At 51.8% G+C, this 15649-nt stretch carries 23 protein-coding genes; 14 read left to right on the forward strand and 9 right to left on the reverse strand.

Translation table 11 applies throughout. The features are described 5' to 3' along the window. From R7035_RS19730 to sul2, 3 genes are all read right to left on the reverse strand, one after another. On the reverse strand, positions 1-80 hold an 80-nt coding region (locus tag R7035_RS19730; RefSeq protein ID WP_219564665.1), incomplete at its 3' end, for an aminoglycoside phosphotransferase family protein. Next, complete coding sequence (gene aph(3'')-Ib / locus R7035_RS19735) at positions 80-883, reverse strand: aminoglycoside O-phosphotransferase APH(3'')-Ib (RefSeq protein WP_001082319.1); 804 nt, start codon at positions 881-883, stop codon at positions 80-82. The genes aph(3'')-Ib and R7035_RS19730, both read right to left, overlap by 1 nt. Before the next feature lie 60 nt (positions 884-943). Next, positions 944-1759, reverse strand: coding sequence for a sulfonamide-resistant dihydropteroate synthase Sul2 (gene sul2, locus R7035_RS19740; protein WP_001043260.1), 816 nt, complete (start codon positions 1757-1759; stop codon positions 944-946). Between the two features lie 306 nt (positions 1760-2065). Here sul2 and R7035_RS19745 point away from each other — a divergent pair, with 306 nt between their 5' ends. The 4 genes from R7035_RS19745 to R7035_RS19760 all read left to right on the forward strand — a co-directional run bounded on the left by R7035_RS19745 (position 2066) and on the right by R7035_RS19760 (position 4842). Further along, positions 2066-2377, forward strand: coding sequence for a hypothetical protein (locus R7035_RS19745; RefSeq protein WP_000338945.1), 312 nt, complete (start codon positions 2066-2068; stop codon positions 2375-2377). A gap of 173 nt (positions 2378-2550) precedes the next feature. Next, positions 2551-3336, forward strand: coding sequence for a ParA family protein (locus R7035_RS19750; protein WP_001151304.1), 786 nt, complete (start codon positions 2551-2553; stop codon positions 3334-3336). 3 nt (positions 3337-3339) lie between these two features. Then, positions 3340-4521 carry a ParB/RepB/Spo0J family partition protein gene (locus R7035_RS19755; protein WP_001207227.1) on the forward strand — a complete coding sequence of 394 codons (1182 nt, stop codon included), beginning with the start codon at positions 3340-3342 and terminating at the stop codon, positions 4519-4521. 48 nt (positions 4522-4569) lie between these two features. Further along, entirely contained in the window at positions 4570-4842 is a 273-nt protein-coding gene (locus R7035_RS19760) for a helix-turn-helix domain-containing protein (RefSeq protein ID WP_000703827.1), read from the forward strand. 52 nt (positions 4843-4894) lie between these two features. Here the strand turns inward: R7035_RS19760 and R7035_RS19765 are convergent, their stop codons facing one another. Continuing rightward, positions 4895-5530 (reverse strand): N-6 DNA methylase, encoded by a 636-nt coding sequence (locus tag R7035_RS19765; protein WP_000074431.1) that lies wholly within the window; start codon positions 5528-5530, stop codon positions 4895-4897. A gap of 91 nt (positions 5531-5621) precedes the next feature. Then, positions 5622-5765 carry a hypothetical protein gene (locus R7035_RS19770; protein WP_000939033.1) on the reverse strand — a complete coding sequence of 48 codons (144 nt, stop codon included), beginning with the start codon at positions 5763-5765 and terminating at the stop codon, positions 5622-5624. 326 nt (positions 5766-6091) lie between these two features. On the opposite strand from R7035_RS19770, the gene R7035_RS19775 reads away from it, so the two are divergent. From R7035_RS19775 to R7035_RS19820, 10 genes are all read left to right on the forward strand, one after another. Beyond that, positions 6092-6469 (forward strand): hypothetical protein, encoded by a 378-nt coding sequence (locus R7035_RS19775; RefSeq protein ID WP_001125904.1) that lies wholly within the window; start codon positions 6092-6094, stop codon positions 6467-6469. Beyond that, the gene (locus R7035_RS19780) at positions 6462-6743 is read left to right on the forward strand and encodes a hypothetical protein (protein WP_000044823.1); all 282 of its coding nucleotides are present in this window, start codon (positions 6462-6464) and stop codon (positions 6741-6743) included. The genes R7035_RS19775 and R7035_RS19780 overlap by 8 nt, the downstream gene beginning before the upstream one ends. After that, positions 6718-7392, forward strand: coding sequence for a hypothetical protein (locus R7035_RS19785; RefSeq protein ID WP_000344149.1), 675 nt, complete (start codon positions 6718-6720; stop codon positions 7390-7392). Before R7035_RS19780 ends, R7035_RS19785 begins: the two co-directional genes overlap by 26 nt. Next, complete coding sequence (locus R7035_RS19790; protein WP_000566443.1) at positions 7385-7891, forward strand: hypothetical protein; 507 nt, start codon at positions 7385-7387, stop codon at positions 7889-7891. The genes R7035_RS19785 and R7035_RS19790 overlap by 8 nt, the downstream gene beginning before the upstream one ends. A 5-nt stretch (positions 7892-7896) precedes the next feature. Next, positions 7897-8208, forward strand: coding sequence for a hypothetical protein (locus tag R7035_RS19795; RefSeq protein ID WP_001447539.1), 312 nt, complete (start codon positions 7897-7899; stop codon positions 8206-8208). A gap of 8 nt (positions 8209-8216) precedes the next feature. Further along, on the forward strand, positions 8217-8717 hold the full coding sequence (locus tag R7035_RS19800; protein WP_000647188.1) for a hypothetical protein: 501 nt from the start codon (positions 8217-8219) through the stop codon (positions 8715-8717). A 3-nt stretch (positions 8718-8720) separates the two neighbouring features. Then, entirely contained in the window at positions 8721-10148 is a 1428-nt protein-coding gene (locus R7035_RS19805; protein WP_000936897.1) for a DNA cytosine methyltransferase, read from the forward strand. After that, complete coding sequence (locus R7035_RS19810) at positions 10148-10804, forward strand: hypothetical protein (RefSeq protein WP_000268552.1); 657 nt, start codon at positions 10148-10150, stop codon at positions 10802-10804. Before R7035_RS19805 ends, R7035_RS19810 begins: the two co-directional genes overlap by 1 nt. Before the next feature lie 124 nt (positions 10805-10928). Then, positions 10929-11477, forward strand: coding sequence for a phage head-tail adapter protein (locus tag R7035_RS19815; RefSeq protein WP_225452416.1), 549 nt, complete (start codon positions 10929-10931; stop codon positions 11475-11477). Between the two features lie 232 nt (positions 11478-11709). Continuing rightward, positions 11710-11988, forward strand: a complete 279-nt coding sequence (locus R7035_RS19820) for a hypothetical protein (protein WP_000746034.1) — start codon at positions 11710-11712, stop codon at positions 11986-11988. A gap of 90 nt (positions 11989-12078) precedes the next feature. On the opposite strand, the gene R7035_RS19825 is transcribed toward R7035_RS19820, so the two are convergent. Genes R7035_RS19825 through R7035_RS19840 form a run of 4 tightly spaced genes read right to left on the reverse strand, consistent with a single transcriptional unit; the run spans position 12079 to position 15606 of the window. Then, entirely contained in the window at positions 12079-12567 is a 489-nt protein-coding gene (locus tag R7035_RS19825) for a hypothetical protein (RefSeq protein ID WP_000467110.1), read from the reverse strand. Positions 12568-12581: 14 nt separating this feature from the next. Continuing rightward, a complete protein-coding gene (locus tag R7035_RS19830; protein WP_000366823.1) occupies positions 12582-14774 on the reverse strand; it encodes a DNA topoisomerase 3 in 2193 nt (730 codons plus the stop codon). Beyond that, positions 14774-15007: a hypothetical protein gene (locus R7035_RS19835; protein WP_001191890.1), complete on the reverse strand. Its 234-nt coding sequence runs from the start codon at positions 15005-15007 to the stop codon at positions 14774-14776. Before R7035_RS19835 ends, R7035_RS19830 begins: the two co-directional genes overlap by 1 nt. Beyond that, on the reverse strand, positions 14989-15606 hold the full coding sequence (locus R7035_RS19840) for a hypothetical protein (protein WP_001249395.1): 618 nt from the start codon (positions 15604-15606) through the stop codon (positions 14989-14991). Before R7035_RS19840 ends, R7035_RS19835 begins: the two co-directional genes overlap by 19 nt. Between the last annotated feature and the right edge of the window lie 43 nt (positions 15607-15649).

The following is a 15649-nucleotide window of genomic DNA, read 5'->3' on the forward strand; positions in this document are numbered from 1 at the left end:
ACGAGGCTGGAAAAGGTGTCCGCAATGAGAACAGGTTGCGAAACGTGCCAATGAGCAGGAAAAACAGGCGGCATGAACATCAACCCCAAGTCAGAGGGTCCAATCGCAGATAGAAGGCAAGGCGTTCGCGGTCGGGGGCTTCGATCCCCAATACATTGAATAGGACAGCGAAGGCGCGCTCTGCTTCATCTGGCGCTGCCCAGTTCTCTTCGGCGTTAGCAATCATGAGTGCCAAATCGGCATAGCGATCTGCTGTTCCGAGCCGCCCAAGGTCGATCAGACCCGTGCATTGAAGAGTTTTAGGGTCCACCATGAAGTTCGGCATGCAGGGATCACCATGGCAAACAACCATATCGGTGCGCTCTTGGTCGAGCCGCACCGGTAGCTCTCGTTCGACACGAGCCAAAAGATCGAGCTGCGGCGTACTCTTGTCCTCGTCCGGTAAGAAGTCGGGATTGACGGCATTGCGGGACACCACATCAACGGCGCGTCCGAACATTCGCGACAGCCTGCGCTCAAACGGACATTGATCAACCGATAGGCTGTGAACAGCGCCAAGTTGCTGCCCCATTGACGGCCACGCTTTGAGCAAATCCGCTCCAGACAGATCAGCCGCCGGTACTCCCGGAATTGCCGTTATCACCAAGCATGCACCCTCCTGTTCCTCCTGCCAGTTGATGACCTCGGGGCAAGCCACACCTCGACCTTTGAGCCAAATGAGGCGGTCACGCTCTCCAGCGAGCTCACCGCGGCGGGAAGCAGGTGCGATTTTCGCGAAGGCATGCCCGTCACCACGTCGAAAAACAAAATCACCAGATTCTCCGCCTCTGACAGGCAACCAGTCAGAATGCGATTCACCAAAAAAAATATTAGTTCGATTCAATGGAGGTTCCTTCAGTTTTCTGATGAAGCGCGAATATAGAGAAATATCCCGAATGTGCAGTTAACGAATTCTTGCGGTTTCTTTCAGCGCCGCCAATACCGCCAGCCCGTCGCGCAAGGGGCGCGGCTCGTGTGTGCGGATGAAGTCAGCTCCACCTGCGGCGGCGGCAAGCTCTGCAGCGAGTGTCGCGGCCCCGACATCCCCCGGACCACGGCCTGTGAGCGCGCGCAGAAAGGATTTGCGCGAAACAGACAGAAGCACCGGCAAATCGAAGCGCAGCCGCAATTCATCGAACCGCGCCAGCACCGAGAGCGAGGTTTCGGGAGCAGCCCCCAGAAAAAACCCCATGCCGGGATCAAGGACAAGGCGGTTGCGTTTGATACCGGCACCCGTCAGCGCCGCGATGCGCGCGTCAAAGAACGCCGCAATGTGATCCATGATGTCGCCAGCGGGTGCCTCGCGCCGATCTGCCTGCCCGTCTTGCACCGAATGCATAACGACGAGTTTGGCAGATGATTTCGCCAATTGCGGATAGAACGCAGCGTCTGGAAAACCGCGAATATCATTGAGATAGGCCACACCACGCGACAAGGCATAGGCTTGCGTCGCGGGTTGATAACTGTCGAGCGAGACGGGAATGCCATCTGCCTTGAGCGCGTCCAGCACCGGCGCGATACGCGCGATTTCTGTGTCGGACGAAACAGGCGCGGCGTCGGGATTGCTGGATGCCGGACCGAGGTCGATCACATCTGCCCCCTCGGCCATCAGCTTACGCGCCTGCGCAATGGCTGCGTCTGGCGCCAGATACCGGCCTCCATCGGAGAAACTGTCCGAGGTTATGTTGACGATGCCGAAAATGATGAGCGATTTATTCATGGGGGCTTCTATAATAATAATAATCGAGCATGAGTCTCATACGGATGCTCGGGTCGAAAGGGAATCCCCAGGCGAGTAACCTGTTTGCGGTGATCCATTAGCTGCAGGAGCAGAATAGCATACATCTGGAAGCAAAGCCAGGAAAGCGGCCTATGGAGCTGTGCGGCAGCGCTCAGTAGGCAATTTTTCAAAATATTGTTAAGCCTTTTCTGAGCATGGTATTTTTCATGGTATTACCAATTAGCAGGAAAATAAGCCATTGAATATAAAAGATAAAAATGTCTTGTTTACAATAGAGTGGGATAAATGGACGCTAAAGAACTGAACCACATGATAGCTGAGGCCTACAGCCGGGATTTGCAAAAGCCTGAGCTGGTATCGTTCAAAGAGGTGAGTCGCTGGGGGCGTAAGTACGGTTTCCCCGTCGTATGCACTCTGGCCGATGAAAGTGAAGAAAAGCAGATCCACTGGGCTGCCAGTTTGCTCATTCAAGTAGCCGGTACTTGGCCGCGAGAAGATATGCCGGAATTGCTCACACCGGAACGGGGCTCCGCGCTGTTCAACGATGCGATGCAGTTATTGGCGAATGGGCTTGGAGCAGCAAATCAATTGCGCTGACAGCACAAACCTTGTCAATAAGCGGCCTTCATGGCCGTTTTTTTGTTTAAAGTTTGTTTTAACAGAACCATAATTAGATATTGCAGTATCATTTTATGATCGCTACAATCTTTCACATGTGAAAGTTTGGGGGTGGTCTTGATCACCTGCGAGAAACCAAAATAGAGGTGGGTATGGCAAAAGTAATCAGCTTCGCCAACCAGAAAGGCGGAGTGGGTAAGAGTACCCTCTGTATCCAGCAGGCCTTTTATCTGGCGTTACAGAAGAAAAAGAAAGTGCTGGTCTTGGATATGGATGGTCAGGGGAACACGTCCTCTCGACTGGCCCCCAGACGAGAGCTTGAGGATGGTGACTACGAGCCCATCCTCACAGGAACCAAAACCGCAGAGCTGTTCGCTTACGAGCTGGACGGCATTGAGGTCATGCACTGCCCTTGCGGTGCAGACCTCATTCATACGCCGAAAAACGACCCGGATCTGTTTGAGATGGAGGCTGTGCCTCTTGACCAGGCCATGAATCCGGCTCGCCATTTGGCTGAGCTGTTTGAGAACTACGACTACGTGCTGATTGATTGTCCGCCTAGCCTCGGCAGAAAGCTGGTGGCAGCGTTGGTGATGTCTACCCATGTGGCATGTCCAGTAAAGCTCTCTGGCTTCGCTGTGGACGGCGTAGAAGGTCTCCTGAACACGATTATTGGTGTGCGCGAGGCGTACAACCAAGATTTGGAGATCCTGGGCATCGTGATCAACGACATGGACCGCTCTGTCAATCACGACAAAGCCCTCAAGTCGCTGGAGAACACAGTTCCGGATCTGTTGTTTGAGAACAAAATTATGCACCGGCCTCCGCTCGATACGGCGACGACTGATGGCATCCCTGTCTGGGAGCTTCGCTATGGACATGTCGCGGCCAAAGAAGTTGAGGCGGTGTTGGAAGAACTATTAGAGAAGGTGGGCTAAGCGATGGCATTGAACAATTTAAAAGGCCTGTCCGAACTTGCTAAAGCCGCCAAAGGCAAGAAAGGCAAAGAGGTTCTTACCGTACCTGTTGACGACGTTGTATCCAAGGTCCAGGTTCGTAAGCGCTTCCGTAACATTGAAGAGCTGGCGGCAACCTTGCTGACCGAAGGGCAGCAGTCTCCGATCATCGTGTTCCCGAAGAACGAAGAAGGCAAGTTCGTCATCCAAAAAGGGGAGCGGCGTTGGAGAGCGTGTAAACACGCTGGTATCGAGACCATTGACTTGGTGGTGAATGATAAGGTCCAGAACAACTTGGACGAGACTGCTGGTGAGCTGATCGAAAACATCCAGCGGGATGACTTGACTCCGGTAGAGATTGCCGAGGCGTTAAACCTGTTTATTGAAGAAGGTTGGAAGCAAAAGGATATTGCTGATCGGCTCGGTAAGAATATCACTTTCGTATCTACGCATCTGTCGTTGCTCAAGCTACCTGACTGTGTGCGTGAGTTATACGATAATGAAGTATGTTCTGATACAGAGACCTTGAATAACCTTCGTCTCTTGTTCGATCTGAATGAAGAAAGATGTCGCGCCGTCTGCGCGGTGGCTATGTCTGACGGGATTACTCGTAAACAAAGCCGTGAGCTGCTGAATGATGCCAAACGTATCAAAGACGAAATGGAAAAAGGCCCACTGACTGGCTCCCACCAGAATGATGAGCTTGGCGCTGGCAACACCGACGAGCAATCCCTCAACTCGGGTGGGGATGGTACGTCGGAACAAACCGGGAATGACGACCTGAACCTTGCCCAGGAGGAACTGGAAGGGGGTAAAAATTCCAATGGTCAGGACGATGATGACGAAGACCCTTTGCGTGATGAAGAGGGTGAGCACAAAGATCCTGTCAAGCAGCCAGATAACAGCGGCAAGGACAAAGATGAAGAAGGCGGTGATGCTCTTCCTCCTCTGCCGAAGGACAAGGAATGGAAGAACGTCCGGGCTGACAGTTTGATTTTTGCTGTCAACGTTAACCTGGATGGCGAGACCAAACGTGGAGTCATCATGACCGACCGTGTTGCTCTGGTTCCGTCTACTGTCTGGGTTAAAACGCTCGATGGCGAAGGCAAGGAAAAGCATGTTCATGTGCCTGTGTCAGACATTGAACTCCTGAGTGTCGAAGGCTAATAAAGGAGGCCCAGCCAGAGAGGTTGGGCCTGTCAAGAACAGGTGAATATGAAGATCTCACAGGACATGAAAAGAAAATTTGCTTTGGTGAATGCCCTGTCTAAAACGGAGAAGCCAAGTCTCCAAGACCTTCACAAGGCAACAAATATTCCTGAATCAACGATCAAGAGACAGTTGTCTGCCCTGCGTGATGAGTTCGGAATGAATATCTTGTTCGTCAGGGAGTCTACCGGCGAACGAGGTGCCACCGGCTACTACATGCTGACAGACTGGGGGATCTTAGACAGGTCTTCGTTCTTGAACCGGTACGGAAAACTGTAAGGTGCCATAGAGCAGCGCATTGAATGCAAAACCCGCCAATCGGCGGGTTTTTTTATGCTGCCACGGTAGCGGCGGTTGCTGGAGGTTTTTCGGCGTAGTAGGCGATGTTCTTGGTTCGTCTGCTAAGGGTGTCTATGCCGACGATACTCAGCGTTTTGGGAGTGGTATTGCGGGACTCGAAATAATGGAATAGCTGGATCATGCAGCACTTCACCATCAACGGATCGATGTCTTCCAGGTAGATTGAGGCTTCTCTCAATGCTTCGGGACCGTGGTTCTCGATCAGGTTTTCCATCCAGTGAATGGCGTTGATGCCAGAACCACAGCAGGGCTCATAAAAGTCTGCCGAAGACTGTGAGCCAACAATGAGTGACATCAAGCGGCCAATCTCTGGAGGAGTGGGGAAGTAATTGGTGCCCTTCTTGTGGAAGCCAGACATGCTTAGGACGTAACCCAAAACATCGCTGGTGGGGTCGCGCTTAATGGCGGCAGACAGGACGTGAGAGAGCTCGAAGGCGACCGGCTGAAGTTCTTCCGGGATCTCCTCCTTGGCTGGGTATAGGCCAGTCTGCAAGTATGCCCACTGGTCAATAAAGGCCTCAACAAACCGAGATGTGCCCATTCTGTATCGGGACTGCTCGATGAGAGATAAAGCCTTGGATGTAAGTTGCTGTGTTTCTGGTGACATAAGCGCTCCAGTTTGTTCTGACGAAACATTCAAGAGGTAGAAACGAAGAACCCCGCCGAAGCGAGGTTCTTTGCTTTCCTGCCTGATCGCCTTAATGCCGAAGCAAAGACGTCTTGATAAAGTCGGGGCAACCGGACATTTCCCGGTCGATGAAGTCCTGACGTTTCGCCAGCGGCCATTTCATGAACGCCGCGAGCGGGATGCGCTTATTCGTGTTAGTATTGCCTTGCAGCATAACAAAGCTCCTTAATTGCTTGATTGTGTTGTAAGGGCTGCAACGAAGGTCGAAGAGCGATGCGGCCCTTATTTATGATTATTACAGCATCATAAAATAATATCAAGAGACAATAAAACGATACCAAGAAACAAAACTTTCACATGTGAAAGTCTCCCCGCTGTCCACCTCGCACACTCCAAACGCCCAAACGCCCAAATAACTTGTCTATCTGCCCAAAATGGGCGCGTAAGCGTCCGATAGAAAGTAATTGTTAGTGAGATATTGACTACACGGAATATGGCTATATCATAGAATCATAAAATGATGCTGTAAAAGTGATATGTATGCCAAAGCAAGCAAATCATCTCCGTTTGAAGAAACCTTGCGCCAACTGTCCATTCCGGAAGGAGGGCGCTATCGAGCTGGCCCCTGGGCGATTAGAAGGCATCATCAACGACATCGTTGAAAACGACATGACGACGTTTCATTGCCACAAGACCGTGCACTCAAAGTCAGGTGGTGAATGGGATGAAGAGGGTAACTATGCACCTTCGGGACAAGAGTCGATGTGTGCCGGTGCTGCGGCTTACTTGATGAAAATAGGCAGGCCGACAGTGGCTATGCGAATTGCCTTTGCGTTTGGTGATGCAAAGGTGTCCGACTGGGACGAAGCTCAAGAGCTGGTTGTCGAGCCTTTGGTACAAGGGGACCGAAATGAGTAAGCGATATGCGGTAGTGCCGCATCCGAAACTGAAACGAGAGTACAAAGGTCGGCTGGTCAGAACTACTCGGGTACTAAAAAACGGCTGGGGGTTGATCCCTCTAGGGGCTGTGGCAACGGTCACGCATCAGTCTCCCAAGGGATCAGAACTGACCTTTGAACCATGCGACTGCTGCGGCCTGAAAGCCATTATCAGTCATGTAAGCATGGACTCCATTGAATTTATCGAACCGATTACTGAGGAAGAAGATGGACGAGAACAAGCTCAACATTGAAACGGTCGATGGGCACAACGAGCTGGTAGTCAGCTTTTTGTCCAGAATGGTAAGCCTGAGTGACGAGGAAAAGCAGACAGTATTGTCCTGCCTTCCGGACACCGGCAAACAAACAATCACCCAGCTCTATGAGGCGCTGCGTTCTCAAGGGCACCAGGATCTTGCAGAGAAAGTCGAACCATACCTCCAGCAGGGGGTGTTTGGGCCGATCTTCGATAACGCCAAGTCCAAGGTGTTCGTTCGGGACGAAGCGCCTTTTTTCCTCATGGATGAAAATCCTTTGAACTGGGATGACGCTAAAGCATTCAATCGCCTACGTATGAGTACGACCTGTGTTCTTGGCCGTGGCGGCTGGACTATCGGTGAGCGCTTTGATGACCGCTTTGATACCGAGGTGGGCGGAACACAGCTTATCGTCACTCAGTCACTCAACGAAAAAGGTGAGATTGAAGGAGGACTTCCTACCTCGATGTCGCTGAATGACTTTGCTGAGTTCCCTAAACAGCCAAGGCCTCCTCAAATAGTCGATTACCAGGAAGACAAGCGATACACGCTTGAGGAAGCGGAAGCTATCCCTGAGCTCGCACCAGTGGTTCAGCGTCTGAAAGAGCGCATCGAAGAGTATGAGGAGAGAAGAGCCCATGATTGACCTGACATGCCGCCTTTGTGCTGGTTCCGGTGTTTATGACTTTTCCCCTTCCAAAGAAACCTGCGGTATGTGCCAAGGGCATGGGAAATTTGTTGACGCCAAAGCAATGCTGGTGGCTGCCATCGAGCTGGCAAAGAAGCAACGCGAGCCTGTCATTGAAGTGGTAATGGGGTTGGTGCTCCAGGGTGTGGATGTTAGAGGGAAGGAGCCTGGAGAGCGGTTCAAGGCTGCTCAGGCCTTTAACGCCCCAGGGCACAACCTATTACGATACGGGTGGGATGCTTGGGAGCTCTATGCCCTCCATGAGGGTGTAAGTCCAGAACTTGCATCGCTTGGCCGAAGTGTGATGCGCGAGTGGCATAGCCATTCATGGGGCCGGTTCAGTGGAGAGGTAGGCTTTAACGCCGCCGAGATCATGATCAAACAGGCCAAAGACAACCCAGAAAAAGCAGAAGAGCGCTGGGCGTTCCTGCTTAGTGAAGAATGGATGGTGGAGTAATTGTCGTGACAGAACAAACCAATAAGAAATTGATGCTGGATGAGTCTCCAGATATGCCCCTGCAATTCAAGTGGAGAAAGTTTGGTGGTGCGATTTTTACTGCCACGCAAACAATGGAGCACGTCAAGGAAGGACGTAAGCTCGGGCCGACTCCAGCAGGGATGCTACCTCAAGAAGTGTGGCTGAACCGCCTGATCGCTATGGAAGAAACCCTGCCACGAGGGAAGTTTTTTGACAGATTCCGCCGCCGCGACAAAAACGAGCAGTATGACTTGGCCGCCGATCATCTCCGTCTTGTCGGAAAGAAAAAGCGATAGGGGGATAGATGAAAGCCCAGGCATACCCACCATCAGTCATTCGTAAAGGCGCTGTGTTGTACGCAGCCCTTTATTACATCTCTGATGATGATAAAGCAAAGGTCGAGGTTACAGAGTGGATAGTTCGCTCTATTCAGAAACGACGCAACTCAACCAGCGATCAACGCTATGTCAATCTTGCCCAAAAGTTAGATGGGATTACGTGGGGGAAAAGGTCACGGAAGAATGGGGACTTTGGTTGGTTGCCATCTATACCGAGCTGGTGCTTGAAGCAGTTCCGGGAAGGTGGCGAATTGCCTTTTGGCGTTTATACGACGCGACTGGCCGCTCTCAAGTTTGCGAAAGTCAGCTTGCAGGAAGAGGTCCAATATTGCGAGGCCGAGCTGAAAAAGGCTCAGACAGAAGAGGATACTCAGGAACTCCAAGAGGAGCTGGCGGAGAACCAGAGACTTCTGAAAGCTGCTGGAGCAATGGTGAAGCGCGAGCAAAACAAGAAGAAAAGAGGTTGACCAATGTTACCGATCGTCTCCCCCTCCGTAGTAACCAAACAACTTGCGTTCAATCGAGTAGGCGATAAACGCAAGGTTAGGGTTTCGTCCAACTTTTTGGATGTTATGGGGTTCAAGCCAGGTATGGGCATCGCCGTTGAGCCAGGGGAGGGGATGGGCGGTTTTTCGGTGATCCCAGCGACCGATGAACTACAGACACACCAGGTTTATCAGCGCCGGTATCAACCAAAGAGTCGCTCCAACAACCCGCTGGAAACCGTTATTGAGTTTTCTGGACAAGGGCTCATAGATAAGTGCTTCCCTCGCTATACAGAGCGTTTCCACGTCGAAATGCGAAAAGGTCGAGTAGTCTTCACTCCCGTCGCAAACAGAGCCTTTGCCATTGCTGATCGGTTCAGAAAAACCAGCCCTTTCCGTGCCTTTGTGGCATTGACTGGCGGGGTAGACATTCATGTTATGGAATCGCTTGGCTGGAAGGCTGAGATTGTTTTGGAACATCGTCCAGTTGAAGCCAGAGACAGAGCATCCGGGCGGAACCTGAGTGAAGTACATGCGCTCAATACGCTGGTGAACAGCTCCCCGCGTATCCTGCTGAATGAAGACATTCATCACCTGGAGCTGGATCGCCTTGGAGCCTTGCTGGCGGAGTGCCCACCAATTGGTTTGGCCCATTACTCGTTGGGGTGTGATGACCACTCAAACGCCAAAAGTCCAAGGGACAAAGAGCGTTCTCTTGAAGATCTCTCCACCATGCTCGACATGGTTTACCCGGCACTAAAACAGATCGAGGTCGTGAACCCTGCCGTCGTGCTGGTGGAAAACGTCCCGAACTTCAAAGCATCCGGAGCCGGGGCGATGATGGGAACGACACTGCGGCGGATGGGGTACTTCCTCACTGAGATGGTCTTGAACGGTCTGGATTTCGGCGCGTACCAGGGGCGAGAACGCTATTACATGGTGGCGTCGGTCTTCCCTGGGTTCGTTCCACCGAAACCTGAGCAGAGAGCTGGTGGACGATTGTGGCCGGTGATCGAGAAGCACCTCGGGGATTGTGCAGACGTCACAGCGTTGAAGTCAATTCAGGCCAGAGAGTCAACTTCTCGCAGGATGCCTGCGTTCTTGACGAGAGAAAGCACCAGTTGCCCGACCATCCTCAAGTCTCAGGATCGTGGGGTAAAGGATGCAGTGTACATCCAAGACGGTGGCCGCATTTACAAGCCATCGGTCGATCTGGTTCAGGAGTTGATGTCGATACCTGATAGCTTTGATATTTCGTGGATGGCAAAAGAACAAGCGACAGAAACACTTGGGCAGAGTGTGGATTACAGATTGCATTCAGCGGTCATGGCCGCAGTTCGGGATCACCTGAATGTGAATTGCGGTCGCCATACCGTGGTGCAGCACGGTATCAGAAGTAAGGAAGGTAAATAATGGCAGTCATTTACTACGGCGAGGGAACCCATGACGCCGGTTTCGTCGGGTTCCGTGTCGCACGAACAGTTGGGGTGGCGGATGATTACCGGCAGGAATACTTCTCCTTGAGAGAGTATTCCTACGCAACAGCTCACCGGCTGGCCTACAGCTTGGACCGAAAGTGGGAAGCTGAGGCAGAAGAGGTGAAGCGTCAGAATAAGACTTGTAAGCGGCGACGCAACTCCGGGCCAAATATCATTGCTGAGGGGCTGAGGGCTTATATCAGTATCGAGAACCGGAGCCGGATGGGGGTGAAGAGAACCTACTTCGCACCTTGTTTTCTCGTCACAAAGCCAGGCTACGGCAATGGGGATATTGTTTTCAGGATTTCCACTCATGGCTACGCAGAAGCCTACGAAAAGGCGGTGGAAAAATATTGTGAGATCCATGATTTGACGGATGAGCAGTATGTTGAGTTGCTTGACCGTATGCCGAGTACAGAGGTGTTCACTGGATACCTGCTGAATGCTCTTTTAATACGCGGTCATCGCGCCACAAAAGCTGAAATACTGAGTAAGCTGGGGGCTGCGAAGAATGAAGATGACATCACCAATAGCAAAGGGAAAAGCGGCCACAACAGAGTGCGTTGCCCAGAGTATCGGTGGGCGCAATAACAGCGCCAGATGTTCAAACCATGTTTTATAGCAACACCTCTTTGGGGGCGGAATTATGTTTTTTGATAACAAAGTAGAATCTCACTCGCTCGTAATGGGAGCCAGCGGGAAGGGCAAATCGGTCTTGTCCGAACAAGTGCGGAAAAACGCGAGGCTGCGCGGTGATCTGCTGGTGGATACTGAGATGTACCGTGAAGGTCGAGGGTTGAAACCATACGAGCATGAGTACGCTCGTCGCTTAGTTCTGGGGCTAAGTGGACCGTTGCCGCGTGAACTGCGTGGGAAGCCGGTGACGGTTATCTCTGATGTGTCCAGACCAAAAAAGGTAAAGCGTCAGCCAAAGCAATTTGTTAAGACCGTAAATGGCGTCACCCTTGAACGCCAATTGGTGGCAGATGCAAGAGACCAGTTGGAAATGCAAACAGGCGTCTGGCTCAAACAACCTCAGCTCATCGAGCTGATGGAAGAGTCGGGCATAGACGAAACTCTAGCCGATTTTGGTGAGGCTGAAACACAGATCCGAGAAATGCTGGCGGATGCGTTGGCGATGAAACTGGTAGGGCGCTCATGGCCCAAGTGTGGAGCCCTCTATAACGCGGCAGAAAAGTCCGACGTTAACTTTTCCTCCGAGCTTGATGCTGCGGCAAAAGAAGCTGGATACATGGTTCGCTGAATGGGATTTGGTGTGGACAAGATAGATCGGCAAAGTTGGCTCGTTAAATTCAGGCGAGCGAAGTGTCAGGACACTTTAGACACGATGCGGGATGCGGCCATTCGCAACTATGAAGGGAATATTCGTGTTATCGCGGATATTGTATTGGCCCATGAGGCGAGAGAGACAGAAATTGAAAAAGGGATGTTTTGTCTAATAGTTAGATAGTCTGATGAGCTATCAGGTGGTGATTATGAAAAAGAGAATACTTCATCTGCCCGTAAAAAAGATTTACTTCGATCAGATCAAATCTGGAGAAAAACCAGATGAATATCGCCTCGTCACAGACTACTGGATAAAAAGACTAGAGGGGCGCGAGTATGATGAAGTCCATGTTAAGTGTGGCTACCCAAAGGCTGGAGATATGTCCAGGATAGAGATTCGTCCTTGGCGTGGCTTCTCAAGGAACGTCATAACGCACCCGCACTTTGGAGATTATCCGGTTGAAGTATTCGCCATCCATGTGAATTGATTTTGGTATTCTGATTTAAAACTATTGTAGCTCAGGTATCAAAAGAACTTGGGTAATTAAAGATAAGGGGCCGACGGCCCCTTAATTGTTTTAGTTTGTGAATATTGAACAATCGAGGTGGGATAGCGCTTGTTCGTAGCTACCTTTGTTGTTCGTCTTACGCAGTGCCACCAGCTCAACAATCAATTGGCTTAAAGCCAGTGATTGAGGCTCCCAGACGCGCTTGCATTTGTCAGCCATGTTGGCATTTACGTCTGTAATGACGTAGAGGAAATCAGGGACGTCTTTCAAGGTCCCCAGGCCTTTTGCCATATCAACAGCCTCAGGGTTTTGATAGCTTCGAGTGGCGCTCAGGTCATCGTGGGAAATATAGCTGGCAGATGTCTCAGCGAAACCTAACACCATGCCTTTTCCTGCGCTTTTTGCAATGGCCGAGCCGATAGCTAGAGTTGGCATGATGGCCTGACCTATTTGGCGGGTAGATGCAGTTGCCAAGCCTGAGGCGATGTTCTTCCCGGCATCTTCGGCAGTGGCAGAGCTGGTTGTGAGCATCGCAGTTAAAATGATTTTTCCAAACATACTTAATTCCTCTATCAATCCATAAAGTCCGACTTTTTGAAGGGCATAGTGCCTTTGCAATCGGGATACGCTGTGCAGCCCCAGAACTTAGAGGCTCGTTTCTTGCCAGGGGCTTTTCCTTTCCTGAGACGCATCGGGCTACCGCAATCTGGGCAGTCTGGACAATCCTCCGCCGCGATACGTTTCTCGGGTTTCCCTCGGTTGTCTGGGAACGTCTTCTTGCAAGCCTCGTTCTGGCAGCCCCAGAAAAAACCGTTCTTCCCTTTGATCCGGTGCATCTCTCCACCGCAGTTGAAGCATTCGTGTGAAGGAGGCTTCGCGCCCTCGAAGGCTTTAGCCATCGCGCCACCTTCTTTGGTCAGAACCGGTGCGGCCACTTTGAGCTGCTCAACCATTTGGCAGATCCAGGTGGAAATCTGCTTCATGAAGACAGACATGTTCCCGGAGCCGGAGGCAACTTTCTCAAGCTCCTGCTCCCAAGCCGCAGTCATGCCGGGTGATTTGATGGCTGGTGGAAGCACTGCTATAAGCGCATGAGCCTTATCAGTTGCAAGCAGTACCTTTTTCTGACGCTTGAAGTAGCCTTTATCAACAGCGCCCTGGATGATGCTTGCGCGTGTTGCTGGAGTGCCTAAACCGGCTGTGTCTTTGAGGATTTGTTTGAACTTCTCCTCAGTCACGAACCGGGCAATGTTCTCCATCGCGGCAAGCAATGTGGCTTCGGTGAAGTGCGGTGCTGGCCGCGTCATTTTGTTTGCCAGCTCGGCCCCATTCAGCAAGGCAGGTTCGCCCTGGCTAACCCTGGGGAGCTTCTCTTGTTCAACCGGCGCGTCGGTGTCTTCCCCCTCGTCCTTGGGACTGCTTTCACTATCAGAAGCAAACAAAACCTTCCAGCCTTGTTTGGTAGGTGTCTTACCAGCGGACGCAAAGAGGTGACGCCCACACTGCACCTCGATGGAGGTTTTGGTGAACTCGAACTCGCTGTAGAACTGCGCGATGTAGAAACGACGGATGGCGTCGTAAAGATTGAACTCGATCTCAGACATGGCACTGATGTCTGTTCTGGCCGGTGTTGGAATGATCGCGTGGTGCGCGGTCACTTTGGCGTCATTGAATACCCTGGCCTTGCGATGAGGATCTGCGCCAGCCACCAGCCCAGAGACGTTCTGATCGGACAAAATGAGCGCCTGGAGAATGTCCGGAATGTCTTCCTTTTGGCTCTCGGGTAGATAACGACTGTCAGTACGAGGGTAGGTGGTCGCTTTGTGCGTCTCGTACAGAGCTTGAGCTGCATCCAGTACCTGCTGAGCTGTGTATCCCCATCGTTTGCTCGCGTATTGTTGCAGCGACGTTAGATCGAAGGGGAGGGGGGCTGACTCTTTACCTGGTTTGGTTTCTGCTTTGCTGATAACAGCATTGGCACCATTGACCTGGGAGGCTACCTGCTCGGCATAGGCCTTATTGACGCACCGGCCTTGCTCGTCACTGCACTCTTCTGGTGGTATCCATTGGGCGGCAAACTGTCCATTCTGTACGGACACGTTCACACCCAGAGTCCAGTATGGTGAGGGGGTGAAACCGGCGATCTCTCGGTCCCGTTGACAAACAAGAGCGACGGTTGGGGTGATAACCCTGCCAACGTGAAGAGTGTGGTTGAAGCCGACATCTCGGGCCAGCACTGTGTAGAGGCGGCTCACGTTCATGCCTACCAACCAGTCAGCGCGTTGCCGTGCCAATGCGGCGTAGTAGAGTGAGACCGTATCCTTGCCATCCTTTACGTTGTTCAGCGCTTTCTTGATGCTTGACTCATCGAGAGCCGTCAAACAAACTCGGCGAATAGGGCCAGAGTAGCGGAATCGATCCAGAAGCGAACGGGCGATAGCCTCACCTTCTCGGTCGTAGTCCGTTGAGATGTAGATGGTGCTCGCCTTTTTGACCAGTCCCTCAACAATTTTGTACTGTTTGAACGCACTCTTGCGAACGTTGTACCGCCATGACTCTGGTGCAATAGGGAGGGTCTCCAGTGACCATGACTTGTAGCGTTCGTCATAATCGTCTGGCATATACAATTCCAGCAGGTGGCCGAACGCCCACGTAATAACGCGGTTTCCTCCATCATGGAGAAATCCATCACCTCGTTGGGAGGCCTTCATTACGCCAGCCAAATCTTTTGCCTGAGAAGGCTTCTCGCAGATATAAAGGTCCATTAAGCAGCTCCTCTCATCTTTGATTCCAGATTCGCCAGCTCAGTCCAGCTTTGAGCCAGACCTTTGACTTCGGGGTAGTCTCTGGAGAGGTTTTCGAGGACTCCAGAAATGACATAGGCCGCTTCGCTGGAATTACCCCTCGAACCGGCCTCCTGGAGCATGATTAATAAAGCGTCGAAGAGCTCAGCCTTACGGCCTAGCTCTGTCTGGTTTCTTATTTCAGAGCTTTGCATGGGTTCACCACTGAATAGGGACGCACGGACTCGCGCACAATGCGGCGATCTGCGTCAGTTACAGCCTGACTGGTGCAAAAGTGCGTCCAGGCATTCAGATAATCTTTATAGGTGTGGGTAGGTGGTATGCAGCCGGTTACAACGTCCTTGGGGATGTTTGTGGTTCCCTCGGCTTCCACAAAGCGCCAATCGTGCTCGTCCATACCTTTGCCACCATCGCAATAGCGTTCCCAGCGTGACAACTCGTACAGCGAGTAGCCTTTGCCTTTATTCATGGACTTGAAGGTATTGATGGCTTCGTTGACATCCCCGTGCTGTTTGATCCCTGCTGGAGTTTTATCTGAACCAGCGGAGTCATCTTTGACCTTGTTCATCGTTGCGCTGACATTACCGTCGCCCAGCACATGGATATAACCAGGTTGACGTAATGCAGCACCACCGCGCCCCATGTTGTCCCATGCCATCGACAGTTCCCGGCTAACTCGGGCAGGTTTGTCATTTTCGGCAGGGGCAGTCTGGGGCTGAGGCTTTTGCTCGGGGGCGTTAGAGGCACACCCGGCCAGAATTGCCACTCCCAGAATTGCTATCAGTTGTCTCATCGTGTCGTTCCTCATAAAAAATTGTCGATGAGCCCATTCTAAA

Origin of the sequence: Vibrio sp. 1731 (genome assembly GCF_033339955.1) — a bacterium.
In the GTDB taxonomy this organism is placed as follows: Bacteria; Pseudomonadota; Gammaproteobacteria; order Enterobacterales; family Vibrionaceae; genus Vibrio; species Vibrio alginolyticus.

Bases quoted from the DNA above. Each gene is read 5' to 3' on its own strand.
- sul2 (WP_001043260.1), bottom strand. From the start codon at position 1,759: ATGAATAAATCGCTCATCATTTTCGGCATCGTCAACATAACCTCGGAC.
- R7035_RS19745 (WP_000338945.1), top strand. From the start codon at position 2,066: ATGGACGCTAAAGAACTGAACCACATGATAGCTGAGGCCTACAGCCGG.
- R7035_RS19750 (WP_001151304.1), top strand. From the start codon at position 2,551: ATGGCAAAAGTAATCAGCTTCGCCAACCAGAAAGGCGGAGTGGGTAAG.
- R7035_RS19755 (WP_001207227.1), top strand. From the start codon at position 3,340: ATGGCATTGAACAATTTAAAAGGCCTGTCCGAACTTGCTAAAGCCGCC.
- R7035_RS19760 (WP_000703827.1), top strand. From the start codon at position 4,570: ATGAAGATCTCACAGGACATGAAAAGAAAATTTGCTTTGGTGAATGCC.
- R7035_RS19765 (WP_000074431.1), bottom strand. From the start codon at position 5,530: ATGTCACCAGAAACACAGCAACTTACATCCAAGGCTTTATCTCTCATC.
- R7035_RS19770 (WP_000939033.1), bottom strand. From the start codon at position 5,765: ATGCTGCAAGGCAATACTAACACGAATAAGCGCATCCCGCTCGCGGCG.
- R7035_RS19775 (WP_001125904.1), top strand. From the start codon at position 6,092: ATGCCAAAGCAAGCAAATCATCTCCGTTTGAAGAAACCTTGCGCCAAC.
- R7035_RS19780 (WP_000044823.1), top strand. From the start codon at position 6,462: ATGAGTAAGCGATATGCGGTAGTGCCGCATCCGAAACTGAAACGAGAG.
- R7035_RS19785 (WP_000344149.1), top strand. From the start codon at position 6,718: ATGGACGAGAACAAGCTCAACATTGAAACGGTCGATGGGCACAACGAG.
- R7035_RS19790 (WP_000566443.1), top strand. From the start codon at position 7,385: ATGATTGACCTGACATGCCGCCTTTGTGCTGGTTCCGGTGTTTATGAC.
- R7035_RS19800 (WP_000647188.1), top strand. From the start codon at position 8,217: ATGAAAGCCCAGGCATACCCACCATCAGTCATTCGTAAAGGCGCTGTG.
- R7035_RS19805 (WP_000936897.1), top strand. From the start codon at position 8,721: ATGTTACCGATCGTCTCCCCCTCCGTAGTAACCAAACAACTTGCGTTC.
- R7035_RS19810 (WP_000268552.1), top strand. From the start codon at position 10,148: ATGGCAGTCATTTACTACGGCGAGGGAACCCATGACGCCGGTTTCGTC.
- R7035_RS19820 (WP_000746034.1), top strand. From the start codon at position 11,710: ATGAAAAAGAGAATACTTCATCTGCCCGTAAAAAAGATTTACTTCGAT.
- R7035_RS19825 (WP_000467110.1), bottom strand. From the start codon at position 12,567: ATGTTTGGAAAAATCATTTTAACTGCGATGCTCACAACCAGCTCTGCC.
- R7035_RS19830 (WP_000366823.1), bottom strand. From the start codon at position 14,774: ATGGACCTTTATATCTGCGAGAAGCCTTCTCAGGCAAAAGATTTGGCT.
- R7035_RS19835 (WP_001191890.1), bottom strand. From the start codon at position 15,007: ATGCAAAGCTCTGAAATAAGAAACCAGACAGAGCTAGGCCGTAAGGCT.
- R7035_RS19840 (WP_001249395.1), bottom strand. From the start codon at position 15,606: ATGAGACAACTGATAGCAATTCTGGGAGTGGCAATTCTGGCCGGGTGT.